Below are 25,542 nucleotides of genomic sequence, written 5' to 3'. Positions count from 1 at the left end.
TAAATATATTCTGTTAACCGCTTATCAACAAATTTAACCGCCTATCGTAGTATTGATTGAACATTACCATTTAGCAGATAAACTAATAATTAGATAATTTTCATTTGGTTTTTTTATGCAATCTTACTCTCCTTCTTCCAAAAAAGGTTTCACACTGATAGAAGTGCTTATTGCATTTATTATTCTCAGCTTTGGTTTGTTAGGTGCTATCGCACTACAAGCTAAAGCAAAGCAAGCAAGTTTTGATTCAATGCAGCGCGCTGCGGCTGTAGCGCTTGGCAACGATATTATTCAACGTATTCGTGCTAATGATACGTCTCAATTAGGCACACTCTATAAACAAACGTTTAATAGCCAAACCGCTATGAAATCGACAACTACTTGTTTTAGTAATTCATGCAGTTCAGCACAAATTGCGCTGTTGGATATTGAACAGTGGAAACGAGCTATACGCGCTCGCGAAAATACAGGAACGCTGGATGGGGCCACTGTATGTATAAACCCTTCAGCTATTGGTGGCTCAGGCGGTAAAGCATTCAACTTAGAGGTTGTTGTCTCGTGGCAAGGCAGGCAAGAATTTACCGCTAATAAAGCGACGGGCGATATTAAATGCGGGACAGCAGATAAACGACGCCGTCTAGTTGTTTTGACCAGCTATATTTATCTTAGGAGCTAAGCATGAAACAAAAAGGGTTTACACTTATAGAAGTCATGATCTCTCTTTTTATTGGTGGTCTTGTACTTGGTGGTGTCATGTTTACCTACATAGGTATGAAAGTAACAACTCGAGATACTATGGCAATAGGCGAGCTGCAAGAGTCAGGTCGCTTAGCTATAAATATAATGCAACGAGATATTGAGCAAATTGGGTTTTGGGGAACATTTTATGATGATTCATTTTCATCAGCGAACACGACGACATTAGCAACACCTAATGCAGCAAACGATTGCCTTGAAGGCTTAAATAACGGCAGTTTCCCAGATCTTTCCAGTACCACTAACTTTCGCACTATTTATGCCAAAACAGCGGGAGCCGTAAAAGAGCTTAATTGCGTAACTAATCCAATAGGTGGAACGGATATCCTGCAGCTTAAGTTTTTACAGGGTGATCCAATTACAGTTAAAGCGGGCAGTAATGAAACACAAAATAAAGAAAATTACTTTATAGCAGAGCAAGAGCGTGCACAATTTGTGCGAAATATTGTTGATCCAGCGACGCTAAATGTTAATGCGACAGTGTGGCCGTATAGTCACCATGTTTATTATATTTCTAATCAAACCTATACGGTAAATAATAATAAGTTAACGGTTCCTGCATTAATGCGTAAACGTTTGGTTGACGATGCTATGAAAACCGAAACAATAATGGAAGGGGTCGAAAACATGCGTTTTGTTTTTGGCTTAGACACAACAAATGATAGTCGAATAGATATGTATAAGAGCATTGATAATATGGCTCCAGCCGATTGGGAAAATCGCAAAGGAATTTTAACTGTGCAAGTATTTTTATTGATACGGGCCCTGCAACCTGATGCAGACCTTAGCATTAAAAATCAAACATACACGTTAGGCGAAGATGCAGATAATAGAGAATTACAATTTACAGATAATTTTAGGCGAACTGTTTTTACAACGACTATTCGATTAAATAACGTTGGGGAAAATTTATGGCGCATTTAATGAAATCACAAATCAAGCAACAAGGTGTTGTACTGATTACTGCTTTGATAATGGTAATTGCTGTCACGGGTATTGCGGTAACATTAATGAGCAGTAGCAGTATTGATATTAAAATTACGAATGCAGCACAAGAGCGCGAAGTAGCTGAAAATGAATTGATAGGCGAAGTACTTCGCGTGATTGCTGAGGAAGCAAATAAAGGTGCGGCTAATCAGTTCTTCTTGTCACCCGAGGAAGTCACTAAAATAGCTGACGAAAGCACCGACGGAATGCTTATTGCTGAACATAATGGTATGCCAAGTAAAATGATTAACTTAAATAAAGGCGCACTTAATCTGGAGTGTCCGAGGTGCTATAGCTGCACAAAAGGGGTTGCTTGCAATATGATGCAAGTATCAACAACAATAGAGTATGGCTCTAAAAGCAAACATCAGTTAACCATTGTTACCGGTATTGCTCAACAAATGGCTAGTACAGGCAAAGGAATTTAAAATGAGACTTAAATTAAATAAATTATTTGCTGCATCTCTAGGGTTAACAATGAGTGTACCGGCTACCGCTGAGGATATAGAGCTCTACGTGAATCATAATATTAACGTGGATGAAAAACCACGTGTGCTGCTTATATTTGATACATCGGGAAGTATGGCGTTTTCATCAAGTTCGGGTAATGATTGTGGGTACAGTAATAATCTAAGACGCTATATATTATGCTCGGATAGTCGCCTAGGTGCGGCACAATATGCGATGAATAAAGTTATAGAAGATAACGATAATATTGACTTTGGTTTAATGCGTTTTAAAGAGACTGATGGCGGTTATATTATAAATGGCTTGGGGAAAGACCCCTCTGTGGTTAAATCGTCAATCGCAAATTTACCAGCGGATGGTGGAACGCCGCTAACAGAGACACTCTGGGAAGCCTATTTATATATTACAGGGCAAAGTGTGAGCTATGGTTTGGGAGCAAGCGAAGTTGAAAGAGATACCAGTGTTGAAGATATTGTAACGACTCAGATAGAAAAAGAGCATTGCTATTGGACTGGTTGGGGGCGAAATCGCAGAGAGGTTTGTTATAACTATTATGATACACAAACTACTTATACGTATGTTTCTCCATTTAATGACAGCGTAGAGGAAGCGAAGCGTTGTGATAACTCGGTAAATATTATTTATATGACTGATGGTGATCCGTCAGGAGATAATGATAGTGATAGCGTAATTAGTGATGAGCATAAGAAGTACTTTGGGCAAGGCCTAAATTGGAGTACTGATAGTTATTACAGTAGCTATTTACATCAGTTGGCTAAAGTTATTCATGGTACGAGTAATGTAAAAGTAGATTTGTATCCAGCGACTCCTGATATTCACGAGACAGGGCGTCTATACACAATAGGTTTTGGTTCTGGAATGAGCGCTAAGGGGCAAGAGCTTTTAGTTAAAGCTTCGTCATTAGGTGGTGGCGAAAACTTTCCAGCCAGTACCCCAGATGAATTATCTAAGTCACTAAATAAAGCAATTTCTAAAATTAGAGAAGTAAATGATAGCTTTTCATCGCCATCTGTAGCGAGTAATAACGTCGATCAAACTCGTAGTCGAAATGCTATTTATTTCGCTATGTTTTATCCTGAAATAGGTACTAGGTGGAAAGGAAACTTAAAAAAATTAAAAGTTTCTGGTAGCCGTATTATTGATTCAACGAATAAAGCGGCGCTTGATTCGGATGGTTTGATTGATGATGATGCAAAAACCTATTGGTTACCAAGTGATCAGTCAGCTGATGGAAGTTTGGTTGCAGAAGGTGGTGTAAATTATCACTTAAGTTCACTCACTGGCAGTGATGCTTTAAAAAGGCGGAATCTTTATACAAATAAGCAAGGAAGTATTGTTGAATTTAACACCACGATTGTAAGCGAGATACTTGATTCATTAGATGACAATCCGATTACTTTAAGTAGCTCTGATATTAAATGGTCTATGGGCATTGATGTTGATGATGAAAACGGTGATGGCGATAGAACAGATCAAAGAGGTAATATTTTTGGTGACCCCCTGCATTCTAAACCGATAGCGATAGATTACGGCAATGATGATATTCGTATTCTAATAGGCACTAATGCTGGATTTCTGCATATGTTCAAAGATGATGATGTTAATAATGAAGTGAGCGAAAGTTGGGCATTTATACCTTCTGATCTATATGACATTATTAAACCTCTTCGCAATAATGAAACCGGTAAACTGTATGGTATGGATGGGCCGATTAGTGTTTATTTTAATAATAAAAACCTAAATGATAATGGCTTAAATGATGGTGTTATTGATGCAAGTCAAGGTGATCAAGTCTGGGCTGTAGCAGGTATGCGACGTGGTGGTAAAAACTATTATGCACTTGATATTTCAGACCCTAGTGAGCCAAAAAAGTTGTGGGCACAGCCAATCGAAGGTGGTAAAGGCGATTTTAAAGAATTAGCTCAAACGTGGTCAAAGCCACAGATTGCTTACATAAAAGCATTTGGTGACAAGCCGTTACTTGTGTTTGGTGCAGGGTATGATACGAATAAGGATGCGGCTATTCGAAGTAAAGATAATATAGGTAGAGGTATTTATATTGTTGAAGCTGAAACAGGAAAAAGAGTATGGGCGCTCACCCCTGATATTAATGGATTTGAGGGCGAACACAGTATTGCTGCTAATGTTTCTTTACTTGATTCCGATTACGATGGATACATTGATAGAATTTACGCATCTGATACTGGAGGAGATATATGGCGTATTGATATGCCAGGAGACGATGTAAATAAATTTAGTCACTTTAAGTTTGCTGAATTGGGGAGTAGTCAAGCAACAGAAGATAGACGCTTTTTTTATAACCCATTAATAGTAAGAACGATGTTTAGCAAAGTTTCTGAAGTGACTGTAAATGGTAAAAAAGTTATAACTCGGCTAGATACACCCTTTGATGCTGTGGTATTGGGGAGCGGTAATCGTTCGAAACCGAATGATACTAATGAAAAAGATCAATTGTTAATGATTCGAGATGAAAACACGGTAACACGAACGTTTACAACAAATACACCAGATGCGATTAAACTAGCTGATTTAATGCCGATGAATTTAGACCCTTTTGGTAATGCATTAAATGATGTTGATAAATTTGTCGACTTAGAAGTCGATTTAGCTGGATTCAAGGGCTGGCACTATGAATTAGGCACAGGTGAAAAGTCGTTAGCTGCAGCTGCCGTTGTAGGTGGTGTTGCTTATTTTTCATCATTTAAGCCAGCTTCAGATACGTCAACTGAAAACCAATGCTCGCTTAGTGGGGGAGGAGGTTCTTTATATGCATTCCATTTACACTACGGGACGAAAGTGTATGACGAATTAAAATTTTCCACGAGTTATGATGTACCCGATACAGCACAGCTTTATTTTGGCGAAGGAGAATCTTGTGTGGATGCAAATAACAATGGTAAATGTGATGCAGAGCCTATTCTGGATGAAAATGACCCCACACCACCAGATATCATTGATACAGACATAGATGTTAAAATGGAAAGTCAGTTCTATTTAATTGGCCCTGGCATCAAAGGCGAAAATGCTGAAAATCCAATGAAACCAGTCGAGATTGTAGGGCCTGGGTTAAATGTTGTTGATGGTAAGATTAAGTTAGTTAATGATGTTCAACCTATCGGCTTTGGCTTCAAAACGCAGCAAACCTATATTTATAAGCGTGAAGAAAATGACGAAATCAAAAATTAAGGAAAAATAGATGAGCAATAAACAAGGTGGATTTACGTTAATTGAGCTAATGATAGCTGTTGCTATAGTTGGTATATTAGCTTCAATAGCATTACCTAATTACACTGAGTATGTTAAGCGCACTTCGCGTGCTGAAGCCGCTGCGGCATTATTGGATGCGGCAAATAAAGAAGAGCAGTTTTTTGTTGATAATAGGGAATACACAGAATCGTTTGATAACCTTGGTATTAATAATAAAACAGAAAGTAAACACTTTGAACTCAGTATCGAAGTGAAACAAACGAATACGTTTACCATTAAAGCAAAGCCCATAGGTGGCGCAGTGAAAGGTGATGGTGATTGTACTGAACTATCTATTACTGATATTGGCTTAAAGGGTGCAAAAGGTACTAAAGGAGCTAGTGATGTTGACTATTGTTGGGGTCGGTAATTACTAGTTAACCTGAACTTTGGATAATAAATCTATCTCAAGCAGCTATTTTCAGTACTGACTGCGTTGAATTTACTTGCAATAGGCCAGCTATTGCAAGTAAATTAGCCTTGTTTTCACTGAAAATCTCTGGCTAGAGAAAATAAATTTAAACATCACTATGATTAAATACGTTAGTAAACCTCTTAACCAGAGTTCAGGTTAGTTACTTTTTTGACATATATCGGTTGATTTAATTCGTATTCGACCCGTTTGACTTACTGACAAGGCAAGCCCTTCAAGATTTGCCTTGTCGCTATTTGGACAATAGATAAAAGTGCCATTTTGAAAGCCATTTAGTGAACCGTCAGGCCTAAAAGTTATTGCATCACGAGGGTATTTTAAGCTATCTGCATCATGAGTATGTTCAAATGTACTCAAAAGTAGTTCATCGTTATTTAGTGTAGTGGATTTATCATTATCGATAAATAAAGAGATTCGACCGTCCCAATCATCTTTCACACATTCCTTTTCTTTTAACGTACATAGCGTAACATAGGTGCTATTTTCGATTGCATACAGCCGTGCGTAGTTAATATTACGATGTAATAGGTTAACTTGATTGTCGGCACGATTTAAGGCTAAAAAATCTGAAAAGAACCATATTGAAAGCTGACTGATGATAGCAATGATTGATAAAGCCACCATTAACTCTATGAGAATTATCCCTAATATTCTGTTTGAACGTGTTTTAAACCTCATCCCTGAAGCCTTAAATCAATCTAAATGATTAATTTAGTCTAGTAAATAATCAGAATATGACAAATTTAATTAGTGTGTTTTTTAATCACATTTTTCTGTGGTATCTCCTAGATAAAAGGCTGTTCCTGATTGAGAAACTCTGAGCGCTTTATTGTTTTCAGTACCGTTATTGGGGCAAAAGATAAAGTCGCCTGGATTAGTCGTGATACGACCGCTGGTATTAAAGCGCAGCATTTTTTCATTTCCAGTGTATTTTAATTTATCTGTAGAACTAATTTTTTCCATTGCTCTAAAAATAGTGTCTGTTTTTCTATTAAATTTACCATTGTTATTTTTATCAACAAATAATGCTATTACCGAATCGCCTTGCCATGTGTTTTGACAATTAAAGAATTTATTTTCGCTTATCTTATTTAATGGTCCAGGGCATAGCACCATTATTTCATCAGTACTTGCTGCTTGAGAACGTGCATAGCTAATATTTCTTTTCAACTCTAACAAAAAATTTTCAGCCCTATTTTCTTCAAGCATGTCGCTACTGTTCCAAAAGGCAATAGAGGCAATAATACCCACAATAGCAACAGTGACCATTAATTCTAAAAGGGTGAATCCGTTTTGTTTATTGTTCATATTAATCTCATTACTGCGAGTTGTTTAAGTATAGCTATTTTTATTTGGTAAATTATACCATGGTTGATTGTTTTATCACCGTCATTCAATTGCTTTGTTTGCTATGAACTCTATGATTGTCTAAAATCGAAGCATCTGAAGCTTTAAAAAAGTAGTTAACATGAAAAAAATAGAAGCAATTATTAAGCCTTTTAAACTCGATGATGTACGTGAAGCATTGTCTGAAATAGGTATCAATGGAATGACCGTAAGTGAAGTTAAAGGTTTTGGTCGTCAAAAAGGGCACACTGAGCTGTATCGTGGTGCGGAGTATATGGTTGATTTTTTGCCAAAAGTAAAATTAGACATCGTACTTGGTGATGATGATGTTGAACGTGCTATAGAAGTTATCGTTAAAACAGCGCAAACAGGAAAAATAGGTGACGGTAAAATATTTGTCACTGATGTTGAGCGTGTCGTACGGATCCGAACAGCAGAAGAAGATGAAGACGCGATTTAACGTTTAAATTAATACAGGATCTGTTTATACCAACCTGCATAAATCTTTGATCAATTTAACGAATTAAATTGCACTATAACGTCGTTAAAAATTTTTTATTTACGACTGCATGGATGCAGGAGGTAGAGCAATGCAGGGAGCAATTGCCGAGAACAACTAGGTACAAAAATTTTTGCCTTGTTCTAGCGTAATTTTCTTAACGTTAAATAGACCCCATATATAAGCAGATTGGTATTACCTTTCAGGTTTAAAATTTGTTCTATTTAGGGGGTAATCGCGGCGCGAGGTTTGTAACTTAGTGGGCTTGGTAACTGCCCCTGTTTGATGTTATTGGCTTACATCCGTGAGAAAATAAGTCAAAATTGAGCAAAGATCCCGTGTCCTGCACACACCCCTAATAAAAAACCCCTGCTAATTACTTAGCAGGGGTTTGTGTATAAGAGGCAGCTTACAAGCGCTTTTCTATTTGGTTCTATTATTCAGTTTTCGCGTTTGCTTTGCATGTTTGCTAAGTTCAGTTAACCCTAGTTTGTCGTAACTTTTTTCCATCATTTCAAGTGCAGGGTCTAAATAGCTGCTTTGTGAATAATGCTCAACAACAAATTTACCACGATTAGCTGCTGCTAAATAAGCTTCACGTTCGTAATAGTAAGTCGCTACTTTTAATTCGTAACGTGCCATGCGGTTTAACAGCCACACCAAACGACGTTTAGCTTCTGGTGCATAATCACTATCTGGAAAACGTTTAACCAATGTTGATAAATCGGTAAATGCAACACGTGTTCGGTTTGCATCACGGTCAGCTCTATCTACACCAAAGTATTCTTGAAATGCATTTTTGTCTGCTTTGATGTTTACCAAACCACGCATGTAATACATGTAATCTAAATCTTTATGATTTGGGTTGAGGCGTATAAAGCGATCGACTGTTGCTAATGCTTGCTCTGTATTACCCGATTGATAATGCGCATACACTAGATCCATTTGTACTTGCTTAGAAAACGGGCCAAATGGATAACGAGAATCTATTGCACTTAGAAGCTCAATTGCACGTGCATATAAACCAGAATCTAGTGTTTCTTTTGCATCTTCATACAAAGCTTGTGCTGATCTGTTTGGTACACGTTGAATATCTTCTTGGTCAGGCGCAGACGAACAAGCGCCTAAACTAAGTACAGAAACTGAAAAAACAATGGCAAATGCACGTTTCCCTATTTTATTTATCATTTTATTTGTTACCTTCGATGTCTTCGGCTAGGCCAAGTCGGTAAAACCGAGTAAACTATACGTATTATATTATGCTTTTATTAAAAGCGATTCTAACCCAGTCGAGCAAAGCTTGCACTGGTAAATTGGGTAAAGTTACTAATGACAGAGCAAATTTCTCTTCAAGCCGAGGTTCCAACTGACTTAGGTGGTAAACGTCTAGACCAAGTATTAGCGCAATTGTTCCCTGATTATTCACGTTCACGTATAAAAACATGGATTTTGGATGATAAAATTACTGTTGATGGCGAAATATTAAACACACCACGTACTAAGTTATTAGGTGGTGAGCTTCTTAATGTTGAAACAACTATTGAAGCACCGCGAGAATACCTTGCACAAAACATCGATTTGAACATAGTTTATGAAGACGATCATATTTTGGTCATCAATAAACCAATGGGACTTGTGGTCCACCCTGGGGCAGGTAATCCAGATGGCACAGTATTAAATGCGCTATTACATCACTACCCGGAAATTATCAATGTTCCGCGAGCTGGTATTGTGCACAGGTTAGATAAGGATACGACAGGATTAATGGTTGTAGCTAAGACGATCCCTGCACAAACGCATTTAGTGACAGCATTGCAAAAACGTGAAAACTTCACGCGTGAATATGAAGCGCTTTGTAATGGAACGATGACCGCTGGTGGCATGATTGAAAAGCCTATTGGTCGCCATGCGACACAGCGTACACACATGGCTGTTCATGAAATGGGCAAACCTGCTATTACGCATTACCGTGTGGCTGAAAAGTTTCGCGCACATACTCGCTTGCGTTTGCGCTTAGAAACCGGTCGTACACACCAAATTCGTGTTCATATGGCTTACTTAAATCACCCATTAATTGGTGATCAGTCTTATGGCGGCCGTCCGCGTCCACCAAAAGGTGCAACTCCTGAGTTATTTGAGCTACTTCGTAGTTTTAGACGCCAAGCTCTCCACGCGGTTAAATTAAGCATTGCTCATCCTATTACGGGTGAAATGATGACATGGCAAGCGCCTATACCTGATGATATGGTTGCTATGACGCTAGCACTACGCGAAGACACCAAAGCTAATCCTGATATAGATAGATAGTGCATTTATTATCAGCGACATGGCAAAACCTTCATAATGTAGGTACGTTAAGTACTACATGTGAAGGTGGTGTTTCTCAAGTCCCATTTAAAAGTTTAAACCTTGGACTTCATGTTAGTGATAATAAAGAGTACGTATTAAAAAATCGCGCATTGTTAAATACGCATATTCCAAAACCAGCGGTATGGCTAAATCAAGTTCACAGTAACAATGTTGTTATTGTTGATGAGCATTTTGACTTCACTGAGTTACATAATGCTGATGCTCTTTATACACAAATAATTGATCAACCACTTGCTATTATGACCGCTGATTGCCTTCCCATATTATTAAGTAGTAATGATGGCAATGAAGTTGCGGCCATTCACGGAGGGTGGCGAGGGTTAGAGCAGGGTATAATTAAAAGTACTCTTGATTGTTTTGATGCAAAGCATAAGGATATCAATGCATGGTTAGGTCCTGCTATTGGTCCAAATAAATTCGAAGTTGGCTCAGACGTTTTTGAGCTATTCCAAGCACAGTCATCTCTTTTTGTTGAAGCGTTTAAACTACAAACTAACCACAAATACCTTGCCGATATTTATAATATTGCTCGTATATTACTAAATCAATCAGGTATAAAAAAAATTACAGGGGAGAGTACTGCACTGTTTCTCGCAAAGACCTGTTTTTTCTTATCGTCGTGATGGCCAAACTGGACGCATGGCAAGTTTGATCTGGCGCAAGTAATTTATCATTGTTGTGATTATATTTTCTGCTACACCTTGAACAAACGCCTAAACATACCCATTAATTAAGCAATTAGATTATTTGATAGGTAAACCCTTATGCGTTTAGATCGATTTACAAGTAAATTTCAATCTGCGCTTTCTGATGCGCAATCGCTGGCACTTGGCCGCGATCATCAATTTATTGAACCTGTACACTTAATGTACTCATTGCTTCAGCAAAGCGGATCAAGTGTTCGAGCGCTATTTGCCCAAATAGGTATAAGTGCAGACGAACTCAATACCAAGCTCTCCCAAGAAATAGAAAAGCTATTTAAAGTAGAAGGGGTCGGCGGTGATGTTCAACTGTCCAATAATATGGTGTCGCTTATCAACTTATGCGATAAATATGCGCAAAAGCGTAAAGATAAATACATCTCTAGTGAATTATTTGTACTTGTTGCATGTGATGATAAAGGCCCGCTTGGGACTATTTTTAAAGCGTTAAATATAACCGCCAGCAAAGTTGAGAGTGCGATTAAGGCGATTCGTGGAGGTCAAAAAGTTGATGATCCAAATGCAGAAGAAACACGTCAAGCATTAGAAAAGTTCACCATTGATTTAACTGAACGCGCTGAGCAGGGTAAGCTTGACCCTGTTATAGGCCGTGATGATGAGATTCGCCGTACGATTCAGGTTCTGCAGCGCAGGACTAAAAACAATCCTGTACTAATAGGTGAACCTGGCGTTGGTAAAACAGCAATTGCTGAGGGCTTAGCGCAGCGTATTATTAATGGTGAAGTACCTGAAGGATTAAAAAATAAACGCGTACTATCACTTGATTTAGGCGCGTTAGTTGCGGGTGCTAAATACCGTGGCGAATTTGAAGAACGTTTAAAATCAGTATTAAATGAATTGGCGAAAGAAGAAGGCCAAGTCATTTTATTTATTGATGAAATACACACCATTGTGGGTGCGGGCAAAAGTGACGGCGCAATGGATGCGGGCAATATGCTAAAACCAGCATTAGCGCGCGGTGAATTACATTGTGTTGGCGCAACCACGCTTGATGAATACCGTAAATACATAGAGAAAGACGCAGCGCTTGAACGTCGCTTCCAAAAAGTACTCATTGAAGAGCCTTCAGTCGAGGATACCATTGCTATATTACGCGGCTTGAAAGAGCGATATGAGTTACATCATTCAGTAGAAATTACAGATCCCGCTATTGTTGCAGCGGCGCAGTTATCTCACCGCTATATTAGTGATCGCCAGCTACCGGATAAAGCGATAGACTTGATTGATGAGGCGGGTTCATCAATTCGTTTGCAAATTGATTCAAAACCAGAGTCATTAGATAAACTCGAACGTCGTATTATCCAACTAAAGTTAGAAGATAATGCACTAGCGAAAGAAAAAGACGAAGCAAGCCAAAAACGCCGAGCTGAAATGCAAGAGTTGATCACCGACCTTGATGGGCAATATCGTGAGCTAGACGAGATATGGAATGCTGAAAAAGCATCACTTCAAGGCACGCAAGTAATTAAAGCTGAGCTTGAACAAGCAAGATTAGATTTAGATGTAGCGCGAAGGGCAAGTGACTTACAGCGTATGTCAGAGCTGCAATACGGGCGTATCCCTGAACTTGAACGAAAACTTGATTTAGCCTCACAAGCCGAAATGCAAGAAATGACTCTGCTTAAAAACCAAGTCGGTGAGGATGAAATAGCAGAAATACTCTCTCGCTGGACCGGTATACCGGTATCGAGAATGCTACAAGGTGAGCGTGAAAAGTTACTGCAAATGGAAGATAAGTTACACAGTAAGGTAATAGGCCAAGATGAGGCTGTTGTTGCTGTTTCTAACGCAATACGACGCTCACGTGCCGGACTTGCTGATCCTAACCGTCCGATTGGCTCATTTTTATTTTTAGGTCCAACAGGTGTGGGTAAAACAGAGCTAACTAAAGCACTGGCTGGTTTTATGTTTGATACCGAAGATGCCATGGTGCGTATCGACATGTCTGAGTTTATGGAAAAACATTCAGTTGCACGTTTAGTTGGAGCTCCTCCAGGTTACGTGGGTTATGAAGAAGGGGGTACTTAACTGAAGCAGTGCGTCGTAAACCTTATTCGGTAATACTGCTTGATGAAATCGAAAAAGCACACCCTGATGTATTTAATATCTTACTGCAAGTATTAGATGATGGTCGTCTAACCGACGGACAAGGTAGAACCGTTGATTTTAAAAATACCGTTATTATTATGACTTCAAACCTAGGCTCAGATATTATTCAAGAGCAGGCTGGAAATAATGATTACACAACGCTTAAAGCTAAAGTGATGGATGTATTAATAAATGAATTTAGACCTGAATTTATAAACCGTATAGACGAGACGGTGGTATTTCATCCATTAGCTAACGAACATATCAAAGAGATTGCTGATATTCAGTTAATGAAATTACGTGAGCGTTTAACTGAAATGGGTTACTTATTGGAAATAACGGACACTGCGCTTGAACGCATTGCAGCAAGTGGTTTTGATCCCGTTTATGGCGCGCGTCCACTTAAACGTGCGATTCAACAAACCATTGAAAATCCACTCGCGCAAAAGTTACTCAGTGGTGATTATTTACCTGGCAGTGTTATCATTATTGATGCAACCGATGAAGGTCTAGTATTTACAAATCGCTAATCAATAGAAGTTAAATATATAAAGCCGCTACCTAAAGTGACACCCAATAGTTGGACATTCCAATTATTGTGGGCCACTTCAATCAGCGGCTTTTTTATAGGTGCTAATTTAAACTTTAAACGTAAGTAAAAGGTCATTTACTTTACGAGAACCTTCAACCAACTCTGCTGCACCTTTTGCGACATTAAAACTTAAATTGAGATTTTCGTCACCAAACCCCTTAATCTGCGATACATTATTACCAATATCATTACTAACTACCTGTTGCTCTTCTGCTGCGGTCGATATTTGAATTGCTAGTTGAGAAATCTCACTTATTTGAACAAAAATACCATCAAGTTCGATCTGAGTTTTAGCTGTTGTATCTACGCAAGTATCGGCTTGAGTTTTAGTGCTCTGCATTACTTTAGACCAGCTAAATAAGGTATCTTGTATTTCTTTAATTGAGCTATGGATTTGTGTTGTTGCATTTTGAGTCCTTGACGACAGGGTTCTTACTTCATCTGCTACAACGGCAAAGCCTCGACCATGTTCGCCTGCTCTTGCTGCTTCTATTGCTGCATTTAATGCCAGTAAGTTTGTTTGATCCGCAATCCCTTCAATTTCACTCATCACTTGACCTATTTTATCAGCCTCAGAAGCTAAGCTGCTTGCGGTTGTCGCGGCTTGTTCCACCTGTGTTGCTAAATCAGACACCATGATACTGTTTTCGGCAATATGATTTTTAATATCAGAGCAGCTTTGGTGAGTGAGGTTTACTTTATCTGCTGTTTCTGTGGTGCTATTTGATATTTCACCAATTGTTGAGCTCATTTGTGCCATAGCTGATGCTATTTGTTCTAAACGCTCACCTTGTGCCGCAATACCTTTTTCAGTCATCGCGGATTGTTTATCTAAGTCGGTCGCAATGTTATTAAAGCTTAATGTTGAATCTTTCATACGACCCAATACAGTACGTAATTTTGCACTGATCATTTGTTCTCTGTAATCACTTATACTATGCGGGTTATAGCCGCTATAAATATAACGAGATACCGAATCAGACTTAGCTTTTTGATCACGTAATATTTTAGGTGTCACAATTAGCTCTTCATAATTAAGAGCAATAACTAAACAGCAAATAAATAAGTTTATTAAGGCAATGCTTAGCGAACCAAATAGAGCAATATAAATTAGCCATAGTAATACGCATACAAAGCTGATGCTTTGTCTTATTGTTGTTTGTTCTTTGAGGCTAAATAGTGACTTACCCGCATTTATTTTATTATATAAGTCTTGTGCTTGTTGTTTTAGTTGTTGGCTTGGTTTTGTTCTTACAGATTGATAGCCAATAAGCTGACCATGTTCAAAAATAGGCGTTACAAATGCATCAACCCAATAGTAGCGGCCATCTTTACAGCGATTTTTTACCATACCTCGCCAAGAATTGCCTTGTTTTAAGATATCCCACATTTCTTTAAATGCTGCTTTAGGCATATCAGGATGACGGACTATATTATGATTTTTTCCTATGAGTTCTTCTGAAGTGTATCCAGCGATGATACAAAATTCTTGATTAGCATAAGTTATTACTCCCCTTAGGTCAGTCGTAGAAACAAGTTCTTGTGACTCATCAAAATGGACTTCTTCATTTTTTAAGCTTTTATTATTGCGCATTGTATTTTTTATCATCCTTTATCGTTGGCGTCATTATATTGCTTGTTAACTACAAAGCAAAAAAACAAAGTATTTCTTTAGTACTTATAATTTAAATTTCATATTTTTATGATCTACATCAAGTAATTGAATTGTTAAGCTGATTATTGAAAGTTAGGTGAGCCAATGTCGTGTAAGTGCCGGTCTATTTATTGATGAAATTTAATCTTTACTCTGAACGCAGATTAAAATGAATCGACTGCAAGTAGATTCAACACCGTAAGTACTACAATGAGAGATTTTGAGTCGCGTGAGTCTTCCGTTTTTTAGGTTAAATACCCATGCAAAAAAATTGTATAATACTAAGAGCGGTGGCAATATTAGGGTTTACTGTATGATGCCTGCCATATCAAACGCATATCCAAATTGGATAAATGATAATTAATTTTGAGAAATTGTTTTGTTCTTAGCAATTTAATCTTGAGTCTAGGTAATTAGCCCCCATAACCCTATGATTAAGCCACGTGGCCCGAGGAAGCATTTTTGACAACACATGATTTAACAAATACGCTAAACGCGTTATCAGCAAATGAGCATAAACACGCAGTTAAAGGCATTAAGCGTGGTATTGAGCGAGAGTCGTTAAGAATAAAAAACGATGGTGTTATATCAGCTCAAGGGCATCCTAAAGGGGTTGGAAGTGCATTAACTAATGGGCATATCACCACTGATTTTTCTGAGTCTTTGCTTGAGTTCATTACCCCTGTTAGCGAATCGTCTATACAGACACTTAAGCAATTAAAAGATTTGCAAAAATTCACTTTAGAAAAAATGGGCGATGAATTACTGTGGCCTATTAGCATGCCGTGCTTTATTGAACATCAAGATGATATTGTATTAGCACAATTTGGCAGCTCAAATACTGGTAAAATGAAAACATTATACCGTGAAGGGTTAAAAAATCGTTACGGTAGTATGATGCAAGCAATTGCAGGCGTACATTTTAATATTTCTTTTCCTGACACACTTTGGCAATCAATTCATTCACTAAAACAAAGTAACGCCAGTTTACAAGATTTTATCTCTGATGGTTATTTAGCACTGATCCGTAATTTTAAACGCGAGCTGTGGTTAATAAGTTATATGTTCGGTGCATCTCCGGCGCTATGTAATTCATTTTTACAAGGTCGCAAAACCGACTTGCCATTTAAAAAATTAGGGAAAGGTACACTTTATTTAGAAGTCGGTACTGCACTTCGTTTAGGTAATCTGGGGTATACAAATAGCGCACAGTCATCATTGCGCGTAATGTATAATTCACTAGATGAATATGTAGCGGGTTTGAAAAAAGCGATCAATACCCCATCTGAAATCTATAGCGATATTGACGATTATACGAGTGAAGCTCCTAAGCAGCTTAATAAAAATATTTTGCAAATAGAAAATGAATTTTACTCACCAATTCGCCCTAAACGAAATGCTAAAAATGGTGAAACGCCGACAGACTCGCTGCTTAGAGCTGGCATTGAGTATGTAGAAATTCGCGCATTAGACGTTAACCCTTTTAGCGAAGTGGGTATTGATATAGAGCAAATTCACTTTTTAGATGTATTTTTAACATATTGTTTATTAAAAGATTCAGCTCCAATGGATTGGAAAGAACAAGCGCGTAGCACTGAAAACCTCGACACAGTAGTAAATCAAGGTCGAGAAGAAGGACTAATGCTTAACTTTAATAACGAAGAACGAAGCCTGCAGTCGTGGGGGCGAAATATTTACCCAGCTAACGGATGTTGCTAAATGGATGGATAATGCTTACGGTGTTAATTATTACTCAGATACTATAAAGCGTATGGCAACGTGGATTGATAACCCCGCACTGACTTACTCGGGGCGTTACGTTTCACAACTAAAAGAATCTGGTTTAGATAACGGGCACTTCGCATTAGCATTAGCTAATAAGTATAAAAAAAGTCATGCTGAAACTGACTATAGTGAGTTTTTAAAGCCTTGGCTGGAACAACAAGTTATAGAGTCTAATGAGGCACAAGTGGCAATTGAGCAAGCGGATACGCAATCGTTCAAAGCATTCTTAGATGCATATTTTGCCAGTAAGTAAGTTTAATGCCCACTATTTTTAGACAAAAAAACGCAGCCCAAGTTGGCTGCGTAAATACTTTTCAGGGATGAAACAATGCTGTACTGCTGCATTATAAAATCAGACCCACACTTTTTATAAAAGTTCAGTGAGATCTAAAAACATGAAAAAAAATGCACTAATGTTATCTCTAGCTATTACTCTTGCGGGGTGCGCTACAGCACCACCAAAGCAACCGAATGATATTTGTAAGATTTTTAAGGAAAAATCCGATTGGTATTTCGATGCAAGAGACGCTCAAGAAAAGTGGGGTTCACCTAAGCATGTATTAATGAGCATGATGTATCAAGAAAGCTCATTTAAACACGATGCAGCGCCACCAATGGAATACTTTTTGTGGATAATTCCAACTGGGCGTGCCAGTGACGCTTATGGTTACTCGCAAGCTAAGACTCCTACATGGGCAGATTATATTCGCGAAACAGGTAATAATGGTGCTGATAGAGATGACTTTGATGATGCAATAGATTTTATGGCATGGTTTGTTTATAAAACGCATAAAGTGAATGGTATTTCTAAATGGGATGCTTATGCGCAATATCTTAATTATCACGAAGGCTGGGGCGGATATAAGCGTGGTACTTATAAAAAGAAAAAATGGCTAATGGGCGTCGCAAATAAAGTTAAACACCGAGCTAGTCGCTATGGCGCACAATTAAAGCGTTGTGAAGAAGAGCTTGATAAAGGGTGGTTAGAGCGATTATTTAGTTAATTAACCTGAATTCTGGATAATAAATCTATCTCGAGTAGCTATTTTCAGCGTTAATTTTATTGAATTTACTGAAAATCTCTTAACCAGAGTTTAGGTTAATTATTTTCATTACTAAAAAAGGAGCCAATTCGGCTCCTTTTTACTTTAACGAGTTCGTTTATTGGGATGTATTTTTACCTGTTTAATCATGTTCTCTTTTACTTCAAGTACTTCAACAGGGTATCCCGCAATACGTAAACTAATATTTGCATCAGGAATATCTTCTAAATATTCAACAATTAAACCACTCAATGTTTTAGGACCGTCAAGTGGGAAATCCCAACCCATTTCTTTATTTAAATCGCGTACGTTAGCACCGCCATCCACAATACAAGAACCATCAGTTTGGGTTGTTACTTCTTCGCTCGGAGTGCGTGTTTGTGTTGTTGTAAAATCGCCAACCACTTCTTCTAAAATATCTTCAAGGGTTACTAGGCCTTGAATATCACCGTACTCATCAACGACGAGGCCAATACGTTCTTTAGATAATTGGAATTTTAAAAGTTGAGTATTAAGGGACGTACCTTCAGGAATAAAGTAAATTTCACGTACAGCACGTAGCAGCGAAGGTTTATCAAACTGCTCTTTTGTAAGAAGCCTAAGCGCATCGCGTGAGTGAATAAAACCGACGGCATCATCTATGTTATCTCTGTATAACAACACACGGGTATGTTGTGCATGAGTTAACTGGCGGCTAATTAGTTTCCAATCATCATTTATATCTATCGCCACAATTTCGTTACGTGGGATCATGATATCTTCAACGGTTACTTGTTCTAAGTCTAAAATTGAGGTGAGCATGCTTTGGTGGCGTGCAGGAATAAGTGCGCCTGACTCATTGAGTACGGTTTTTAATTCTTCTTTACTCATACTGTGTTCGTCTATTTGAGCGGCGCTAATACCAAATAATCGCAGTATTCCGTTGGTCATCCAGTTAATAACAACGACAAAAGGGAATAGAATTTTTAGTAACCCTTTAAGTATTATTGAGCTTGGAAAGGCCACTTTTTCAGGATAGAGGGCAGCAAGGGTTTTCGGAGTTACTTCGGCAAATATAAGCACGACTAAAGTTAACACACCCGTTGCTATAGCAATACCAAGGTCACCGTAAAGGCGAATGCCTATAATTGTAGCCACTTGGGCTGCTGCTATATTAACAAGATTGTTACCGATTAAGATTAAACCGATGAGCCTATCTGGACGGCTAAGTAATTTACTGACTCGTTTAGCTGCACGATGATCCTCTTTAGCGAGGTGTCGCAAGCGTATACGATTGATTGACATAATTCCGGTTTCTGAGCCGGAAAAGTAAGCAGAAAAAAGCACCAAAAAACCTAAAATGATAAATAGGGTACTTGTCGATATGTCGTCCAACGATGGATCCTTTTCTTATAAATCAATGCGTATTAAGCTAGAGTGAGCAAGCAGAGTCAAGTTAAAACTTATTTAGTATTACTTCTTGTATGAAACGGCTGCCAAAATAAGCAAGTGTGAGGATAAATGCAGCAATCATAATTGTAATAACGACCGGTTTTCCTCGCCAACCTTTTTTCATATGACCTAATGCAACAACAGCAAAAATTACCCACGCGATTAACGACAGTATCGTTTTATGGATAAACTCTTTGGCAAACATCCCATCAAGAAATAAAAACCCTGACAGCAATGCAAAAGTAAGAAGGATTGTCCCTAAGTTTAAAAGTTGGTAGAGCTGGCGCTCAACAACCATCAGAGGGGGTAAATGACTGTGTACAATTGCTAAATCTTTTCGTTTTAATCGCTTATCGATAAAGTAAAACTGTACGCCATATAGGGTAGCAATAATCAAAATACAGTATGCGAGTAAAGAAATAGAGATATGTGTCACTAAGCCTATTTCAACATTTATACTTTGCAACAAAAGATGGTGCGGTATAAATAAACTAGCGATAGTTAGAAGTGCTGCGAAACCGTAAACAACCGGAAGTAATAGGGTCGCCGGAAACTTTAATGACACGGCTGTGACAGATACAACAATAACCCAACAGGTAAGTAAAGAGACATTAACGATACTTAAATCTTGACCATCGGATCGAAACACTGAATTCACTAACAGCAGCATGTGCGCCAATATAGCAACCGTACTTAATATTACAGTTACTTTCTGGCTAGGGCCTTGTTGATGAAACAGTCGTGATAGCACGTGAGACGTTGCTAACACATAAAATAAACTGGCAATAATAGTTAAACTAATAATCAGCATTGTGCTTGGGCCACTTAATTTGAGTCAAAAAATCCTTGTTGTTATATTGTCATTGTATTTTATAGCAAAGCAAATGGATAGACCTTAAAAAAAGAAACTCAACTAGCGGCACTTGAACACTGTATTGTCCGGCACCATTTACGGTATACTGTTTTTAATTCAAATTTAATAATATCAATATCCTTAATTGGATGGCTAAATAAAAAAGCTGTGTAATTAGATTGATATAACGTCTTATCGGAACCGATACATGTTTGAGAACCTCCAAGAACGATTAGGTAAAACCTTAAAAAATATCAGTGGTCGTGGCCGCCTAACTGAAGACAACATTAAAGACACTCTTCGTGAAGTGCGTATGGCTTTTTTAGAAGCCGATGTGGCGTTGCCAGTTGTTCGTGACTTTGTAAAGCAAGTAAAGGAACGTGCAGTCGGTGTTGAAGTTACAAAAAGCTTAAGCCCAGGCCAAGTATTTGTAAAAATAGTACGCGAAGAGCTTGAAAAAGCGATGGGTGAAGCAAACGAAGAGCTAAGCTTAAACGCGCAACCGCCTGCGGTTGTAATGATGGCTGGTCTTCAAGGTGCAGGTAAAACAACCAGTGTCGCAAAGCTTGCAAAATTTTTAAAAGAGCGTAAGAAAAAATCTGTACTAGTAGTGAGTGCCGACGTATACCGTCCTGCGGCAATTAAGCAGTTAGAAACGCTTGCTGCTGAAGTTGATGTTGATTTTTTCCCAAGTGATATCTCGCAAAAACCTGTAGATATTGCAACAGCAGCTATTTCTCATGCAAAAAGAAATTCATCGATGTAGTACTTGTTGATACCGCAGGGCGTTTACATGTCGATAGTGACATGATGGACGAAATTAAAGACCTTCATAAAGCAATCAACCCAATTGAAACATTATTTGTTGTTGATGCAATGACAGGTCAAGATGCGGCAAATACAGCTAAAGCATTTGACGAGGCATTACCACTTACCGGTGTTATATTAACAAAGACTGATGGTGATGCACGTGGTGGTGCGGCTTTATCTATTCGTCATATCACAGGTAAGCCTATTAAGTTTATGGGTGTTGGTGAGCGCACTGACGCACTTGAACCTTTTCATCCTGACCGTATAGCGTCACGTATTTTAGGCATGGGTGATGTACTTTCATTAATCGAAGAAGTCGAGATGAAAGTAGATAAAGAGCAAGCTGCCAGAGTTGCTGAAAAAGTATTTAAAGGCGCAGGCTTTACCCTTGATGATTTTGCGGATCAACTAAAGCAAATGAAAAATATGGGTGGCATGATGTCGATGCTCGATAAGCTCCCTGGTATGTCTAACTTACCAGATGCAGTTAAAGGTCAAATGGGTGATAAAACATTTATCCAAATGGAAGCTATTATTAGCTCGATGACTAAAAAAGAGCGTGCACGCCCAGAAATTATTAAAGGTTCGCGTAAAAAACGTATTGCAGCTGGCTCAGGTACACAGGTACAAGAAATTAATAAGTTGCTTAAGCAATTTACGCAAATGCAAAAAATGATGAAAAAAATGAAAGGCAAAGGCGGCATGACCAAAATGATGCGCGGTATGAAAGGCATGTTACCTCCTGGAATGATGGGCGGCGGCGGCCCTAAATTTTAAATATTAGCCTTTAGCTATTTTTGAAAGAATAAATAAACGACAAAAAAGGAGCAAATAGCTCCTTTTTTATTGAATAAATTATGCGCGTAATACCTCATAAGCTCTAATTTTTAGTTGAGATCACGGTTTAACCTACTAAACTGCCTTTTTGCTGCACTTCTTACTTGCGTTATTGCCAAAAACTCGTACAATTCCCCAGCTCCCCATTCTGGGGAGTAAATCTTATTAATGAAAACAGTCAATCTTTATAGAGGACGGTATGGTAACTATTCGTTTGCAACGTGGTGGCGCTAAAAAACGCCCTTTCTATCAAATTGTGGTTGCGGATAGCCGTTTCTCGCGTGACGGTCGCTTCATCGAGAAAGTAGGCTTTTTTAACCCAATTGCTTCAGGTCAAGAAGAAAAAATTCGTTTAGATTTACCACGTGTTGAACACTGGGTAGGTCAGGGCGCATCTCTTTCAGATCGCGTAGCTAAGTTAGTAAAAGACGCTCGTAAAGCGGCTTAATAGGCGTAAGTGTAACCATGAGTCAAGAGAACACCTCATCAATAATTGTCGTAGGAAAGCTCGGTGCCCCATATGGTATAAAGGGCTGGCTTAAGGTACATTCATTTACTGATGATCCCATAGGGATCTTCGATTTCAGCCCGTGGTTGATAGGGCAGCAAGGTAAATGGCAGTCCTTAGAAGTGGTCGACTGGCGTCGCCACAACAAAGGCTTTATCGCTAAATTTGCGCAAATAAACGATCGAGACGAAGCAATGGCTTATACCCATGCAGAAATTTCGATGGATTCAGCGCAATTACCTGAGCTCCCGCAAGGTGAGTTCTATTGGCGAGATCTCATTGGCATGTCGGTTGTAACTGATAAAGGTTATAGCTTAGGCATTGTTGATGACCTGATGGAGACAGGATCAAATGACGTACTAGTTGTGAAAGCAAATAGTAAAGATGCATTTGGTCAAGCTGAGCGTTTGATTCCTTTTTTAACTGATTCAGTTATTAAAGAAGTTAAATACGACGCAAGAGAAATTACCGTAGACTGGGATCCTGGGTTTTAATGACGCAAACTAGTTCATTATGGGTAGGGGTGATAAGCCTTTTTCCAGACATGTTTGACGCTATTACAGACCAAGGTGTTACCGGTCGCGCAGTAAAAAATGGCTTAATTGATTTTAACTGCTGGAATCCGCGAGACTACGCTTTAGATAAGCATAGAACCGTAGATGACCGTCCTTACGGGGGCGGACCGGGTATGTTAATGATGGTTGAACCATTAAAAAAAGCGATTGCCGAAGCTAAAAAAGCTGCTGGTGATGGTGCTAAAGTAATTTATATGTCCCCGCAAGGGCGCAAACTTGATCAGCAAGGCGCTAGCGAACTCGCTAACGCTAAAAAACTGATTTTGATTGCCGGTCGCTATGAAGGTATAGATGAGAGAATAATAGAATCATATGTTGACGAAGAATGGTCGATTGGTGATTTTATTTTGAGTGGAGGTGAACTACCTGCCATGACATTAATTGACGCAGTAGCGCGATTAGTGCCGGGTGTGTTAGGTCATAACCAGTCAGCGGAACAAGATTCATTTTCGGATGGCTTGTTAGATTGTCCACACTATACACGACCAGAAACATTGGACGACAAACAGGTTCCTGCTGTATTACTCAGTGGTAACCACCAAGAGATAGCAAAATGGCGGCTTATGCAGTCATTAGGCAGAACTTGGTTACGACGTCCTGACTTGTTGCATAACCTAGCTCTGACTGAGGAGCAAGCGGTATTACTCGCGAAATTTCAGCAAGAGTACCAAAAAGCTTGTGGCTAGAAGACAGTTACACCTAGGAAAGTGAGAAACATAATGGCAAAAGTAAACCAAAATATTATTAAAGCGCTTGAAGATGAGCAGCTTAAAACAGACGTACCTGCATTTGGCCCTGGTGATACAGTGGTTGTACAGGTAAAAGTAAAAGAAGGTGCTAAAGAGCGTCTACAGGCCTTTGAAGGTGTTGTAATCGCTAAGCGTAATCGTGGTCTTCACTCAGCATTCACAGTTCGTAAAATCTCGAACGGTGAAGGCGTTGAGCGTGTATTCCAAACGCACAGCCCTCTTATTGATAGCGTAACAGTTAAGCGTCGCGGTGCAGTTCGCCGTGCTAAGCTTTACTATCTACGTGAGCGTTCTGGTAAATCTGCACGTATTAGAGAAAAACTTAACTAATACGCGCTGTTTATCAACGCAAAAAAACGGGTTGCATCCTTCGGGTTGCAACCCGTTTTGGTTTTAGAATATTATTTTCTCAATTCTCAATTCTCAATTCTCAATTCTTCATTAGTAAAATTTCCGCTTTAGCCTTTTCTCAGTTACCTGATCCTGTTAGTATTTATCGTATTGATTAGTTTACTTTTATGTAAATTTATATTTACGTTATTTGTTTTTTAAGGTGGGATGAACGTGGCTGACATAAGTGATTTAGCACAGCTAAGAGAGGGTATAGATGAATGCGACGCACAACTTGTTGCCTTACTTGCTAAACGTAACGGTATTACGCAAAAGATTGGTGAGATAAAACAACAAACAGGCGCGCCTTTACATGCACCTGAACGTGAAGCAGAGCTATTAGCAGCAAGACGACAAGAAGCGATCAATCAAAGTGTAAGCCCAGATCTTGTTGAAGATATACTAAGACGCATGATGCGAGAAGCCTATCAAAACCAACAAGCAAAACTTGCATGTGCTGCGCCAGAGCTTTCACCTATTGTTATTGTGGGCGGCCAAGGTGCCATGGGTCAGTTATTTGCTCAGCAGTTTATTCGCTCAGGTTACAACGTTAAAATTTTAGATAAAGATCAGCAAAACGAAGCGCAAGGTATTTTAAAGGGTGCCAAGCTAGTAATGATCAGCGTGCCAATTAACGCATTGGGCGCTGTAGTAGCTAAGTTACCTAAACTAGATGATGATTGCTTACTCGTTGATATTACATCGGTAAAGCAATCACCTATTAAAGCACTAAAAGCCGCGCACAGTGGCCCTGTAGTTGGTTTGCATCCTATGTTTGGACCTGACATATCACACTGGGTAAAACAAACAGTCGTTGTATGTGAAGGGCGAGATCACCAAGCCGCAAAAGGATTATTAGAGCAATTACAGGTTTGGGGTTGTCAGCTTGTTGAGCTTGACGCAAAAAAACACGATGAAGCAATGCAAATTATTCAAGTAATGCGTCATTTAACAACCTTTGTCTACGGACAGTTTTTAGCAAAACAAAGCCATACACTTGAGGAACTACGTAGTTGTTCATCACCTATTTATCAACTTGAATTAATGATGGTAGGGCGTTTATTTGCTCAATCACCTGAGCTTTACTCTGATATTATGTTAGCGCAGTTTGATGATGTAGAGACTTTACTCGCGCAGTATCAAGATACCTTTGCTAACACATTAGCAAAATTAAAGGCGGGAGATAAAGCAGGACTTATTGATTCTTTTGCGCAGGCTAAAGTTTACTTTTCTGACTCGACAGAACACTTTTTAACGCAAAGCAGAAGCTTATTAAATAAAGCGAATGATTCAAAAGTGCTAGATTAATATTTGTTATACCGTTTGCTTAGATATGGGGGGAATCCCTCAAATTGAT

General features: G+C 38.7%; 19 protein-coding genes and 4 pseudogenes. 17 read left to right on the top strand and 6 right to left on the bottom strand.

The window, feature by feature from the left end; all coding sequences use genetic code 11:
• Positions 1–115 precede the first annotated feature (115 nt).
• Genes pilV through P4S65_RS16755 form a run of 5 tightly spaced genes read left to right on the top strand, consistent with a single transcriptional unit; the run spans position 116 to position 5,869 of the window.
• Complete coding sequence (gene pilV, locus P4S65_RS16775) at positions 116–676, top strand: type IV pilus modification protein PilV (protein WP_007378375.1); 561 nt, start codon at positions 116–118, stop codon at positions 674–676.
• A 2-nt stretch (positions 677–678) separates the two neighbouring features.
• A complete protein-coding gene (locus P4S65_RS16770; RefSeq protein WP_337120625.1) occupies positions 679–1,680 on the top strand; it encodes a PilW family protein in 1,002 nt (333 codons plus the stop codon).
• Complete coding sequence (locus tag P4S65_RS16765; protein ID WP_007378373.1) at positions 1,668–2,171, top strand: hypothetical protein; 504 nt, start codon at positions 1,668–1,670, stop codon at positions 2,169–2,171. The genes P4S65_RS16770 and P4S65_RS16765 overlap by 13 nt, the downstream gene beginning before the upstream one ends.
• Before the next feature lies 1 nt (position 2,172).
• Positions 2,173–5,439 (top strand): pilus assembly protein, encoded by a 3,267-nt coding sequence (locus P4S65_RS16760; RefSeq protein ID WP_007378372.1) that lies wholly within the window; start codon positions 2,173–2,175, stop codon positions 5,437–5,439.
• Positions 5,440–5,449: 10 nt separating this feature from the next.
• The gene (locus P4S65_RS16755; RefSeq protein WP_337120624.1) at positions 5,450–5,869 is read left to right on the top strand and encodes a type IV pilin protein; all 420 of its coding nucleotides are present in this window, start codon (positions 5,450–5,452) and stop codon (positions 5,867–5,869) included.
• Between the two features lie 201 nt (positions 5,870–6,070).
• Here P4S65_RS16755 and P4S65_RS16750 read toward each other — a convergent pair whose 3' ends face one another.
• Positions 6,071–6,610, bottom strand: coding sequence for a GspH/FimT family pseudopilin (locus P4S65_RS16750; RefSeq protein WP_096793486.1), 540 nt, complete (start codon positions 6,608–6,610; stop codon positions 6,071–6,073).
• Positions 6,611–6,691: 81 nt separating this feature from the next.
• Complete coding sequence (locus tag P4S65_RS16745; protein WP_096793485.1) at positions 6,692–7,240, bottom strand: GspH/FimT family pseudopilin; 549 nt, start codon at positions 7,238–7,240, stop codon at positions 6,692–6,694.
• A gap of 160 nt (positions 7,241–7,400) precedes the next feature.
• Here P4S65_RS16745 and P4S65_RS16740 point away from each other — a divergent pair, with 160 nt between their 5' ends.
• Positions 7,401–7,739, top strand: a complete 339-nt coding sequence (locus P4S65_RS16740; RefSeq protein WP_096793484.1) for a P-II family nitrogen regulator — start codon at positions 7,401–7,403, stop codon at positions 7,737–7,739.
• A gap of 462 nt (positions 7,740–8,201) precedes the next feature.
• Here the strand turns inward: P4S65_RS16740 and P4S65_RS16735 are convergent, their stop codons facing one another.
• Positions 8,202–8,966 carry an outer membrane protein assembly factor BamD gene (locus P4S65_RS16735; protein WP_007378367.1) on the bottom strand — a complete coding sequence of 255 codons (765 nt, stop codon included), beginning with the start codon at positions 8,964–8,966 and terminating at the stop codon, positions 8,202–8,204.
• Between the two features lie 141 nt (positions 8,967–9,107).
• Here P4S65_RS16735 and rluD point away from each other — a divergent pair, with 141 nt between their 5' ends.
• From rluD to clpB, 3 genes and pseudogenes are all read left to right on the top strand, one after another.
• A complete protein-coding gene (gene rluD / locus P4S65_RS16730; protein WP_007378366.1) occupies positions 9,108–10,085 on the top strand; it encodes a 23S rRNA pseudouridine(1911/1915/1917) synthase RluD in 978 nt (325 codons plus the stop codon).
• A pseudogene (pgeF, locus tag P4S65_RS16725) lies at positions 10,085–10,814 on the top strand (peptidoglycan editing factor PgeF). The gene rluD and the pseudogene pgeF overlap by 1 nt, the downstream one beginning before the upstream one ends.
• A 98-nt stretch (positions 10,815–10,912) precedes the next feature.
• Positions 10,913–13,488 (top strand): annotated as a pseudogene (gene clpB / locus P4S65_RS16720) (ATP-dependent chaperone ClpB).
• Positions 13,489–13,596: 108 nt separating this feature from the next.
• Here clpB and P4S65_RS16715 read toward each other — a convergent pair.
• Positions 13,597–15,144 carry a methyl-accepting chemotaxis protein gene (locus P4S65_RS16715; RefSeq protein ID WP_337120778.1) on the bottom strand — a complete coding sequence of 516 codons (1,548 nt, stop codon included), beginning with the start codon at positions 15,142–15,144 and terminating at the stop codon, positions 13,597–13,599.
• A gap of 522 nt (positions 15,145–15,666) precedes the next feature.
• Here P4S65_RS16715 and gshA point away from each other — a divergent pair.
• Positions 15,667–17,242, top strand: a pseudogene (gene gshA, locus P4S65_RS16710) (glutamate--cysteine ligase).
• A 142-nt stretch (positions 17,243–17,384) separates the two neighbouring features.
• Complete coding sequence (locus P4S65_RS16705) at positions 17,385–17,993, top strand: transglycosylase SLT domain-containing protein (protein WP_007378361.1); 609 nt, start codon at positions 17,385–17,387, stop codon at positions 17,991–17,993.
• Between the two features lie 144 nt (positions 17,994–18,137).
• On the opposite strand, the gene P4S65_RS16700 is transcribed toward P4S65_RS16705, so the two are convergent.
• Together P4S65_RS16700 and P4S65_RS16695 are read right to left on the bottom strand one after the other, a co-directional pair.
• Entirely contained in the window at positions 18,138–19,406 is a 1,269-nt protein-coding gene (locus P4S65_RS16700) for an HlyC/CorC family transporter (RefSeq protein ID WP_008135726.1), read from the bottom strand.
• Between the two features lie 61 nt (positions 19,407–19,467).
• Positions 19,468–20,274, bottom strand: a complete 807-nt coding sequence (locus P4S65_RS16695) for a cytochrome C assembly family protein (RefSeq protein WP_007378359.1) — start codon at positions 20,272–20,274, stop codon at positions 19,468–19,470.
• A 250-nt stretch (positions 20,275–20,524) separates the two neighbouring features.
• Between P4S65_RS16695 and ffh the strand changes: the two are divergent.
• From ffh to tyrA, 6 genes and pseudogenes are all read left to right on the top strand, one after another.
• A pseudogene (gene ffh / locus P4S65_RS16690) lies at positions 20,525–21,903 on the top strand (signal recognition particle protein).
• A gap of 259 nt (positions 21,904–22,162) precedes the next feature.
• Entirely contained in the window at positions 22,163–22,411 is a 249-nt protein-coding gene (gene rpsP, locus P4S65_RS16685) for a 30S ribosomal protein S16 (RefSeq protein WP_002962192.1), read from the top strand.
• 17 nt (positions 22,412–22,428) lie between these two features.
• A complete protein-coding gene (gene rimM, locus P4S65_RS16680; protein ID WP_008135722.1) occupies positions 22,429–22,965 on the top strand; it encodes a ribosome maturation factor RimM in 537 nt (178 codons plus the stop codon).
• On the top strand, positions 22,965–23,732 hold the full coding sequence (gene trmD / locus P4S65_RS16675; RefSeq protein ID WP_008135721.1) for a tRNA (guanosine(37)-N1)-methyltransferase TrmD: 768 nt from the start codon (positions 22,965–22,967) through the stop codon (positions 23,730–23,732). Before rimM ends, trmD begins: the two co-directional genes overlap by 1 nt.
• Positions 23,733–23,765: 33 nt before the next feature.
• Positions 23,766–24,125 carry a 50S ribosomal protein L19 gene (gene rplS, locus P4S65_RS16670; RefSeq protein ID WP_007581406.1) on the top strand — a complete coding sequence of 120 codons (360 nt, stop codon included), beginning with the start codon at positions 23,766–23,768 and terminating at the stop codon, positions 24,123–24,125.
• A 234-nt stretch (positions 24,126–24,359) separates the two neighbouring features.
• The gene (gene tyrA / locus P4S65_RS16665; protein ID WP_096794129.1) at positions 24,360–25,493 is read left to right on the top strand and encodes a bifunctional chorismate mutase/prephenate dehydrogenase; all 1,134 of its coding nucleotides are present in this window, start codon (positions 24,360–24,362) and stop codon (positions 25,491–25,493) included.
• The last annotated feature ends 49 nt before the right edge of the window (positions 25,494–25,542 follow it).

Source organism: Pseudoalteromonas sp. B131b (assembly GCF_037162545.1).
In the GTDB taxonomy this organism is placed as follows: domain Bacteria; phylum Pseudomonadota; class Gammaproteobacteria; order Enterobacterales; family Alteromonadaceae; genus Pseudoalteromonas; species Pseudoalteromonas fuliginea.
Note: the sequence above shows the minus strand (reverse complement) of the source record. Positions and strands in the feature narration are given on the sequence as shown.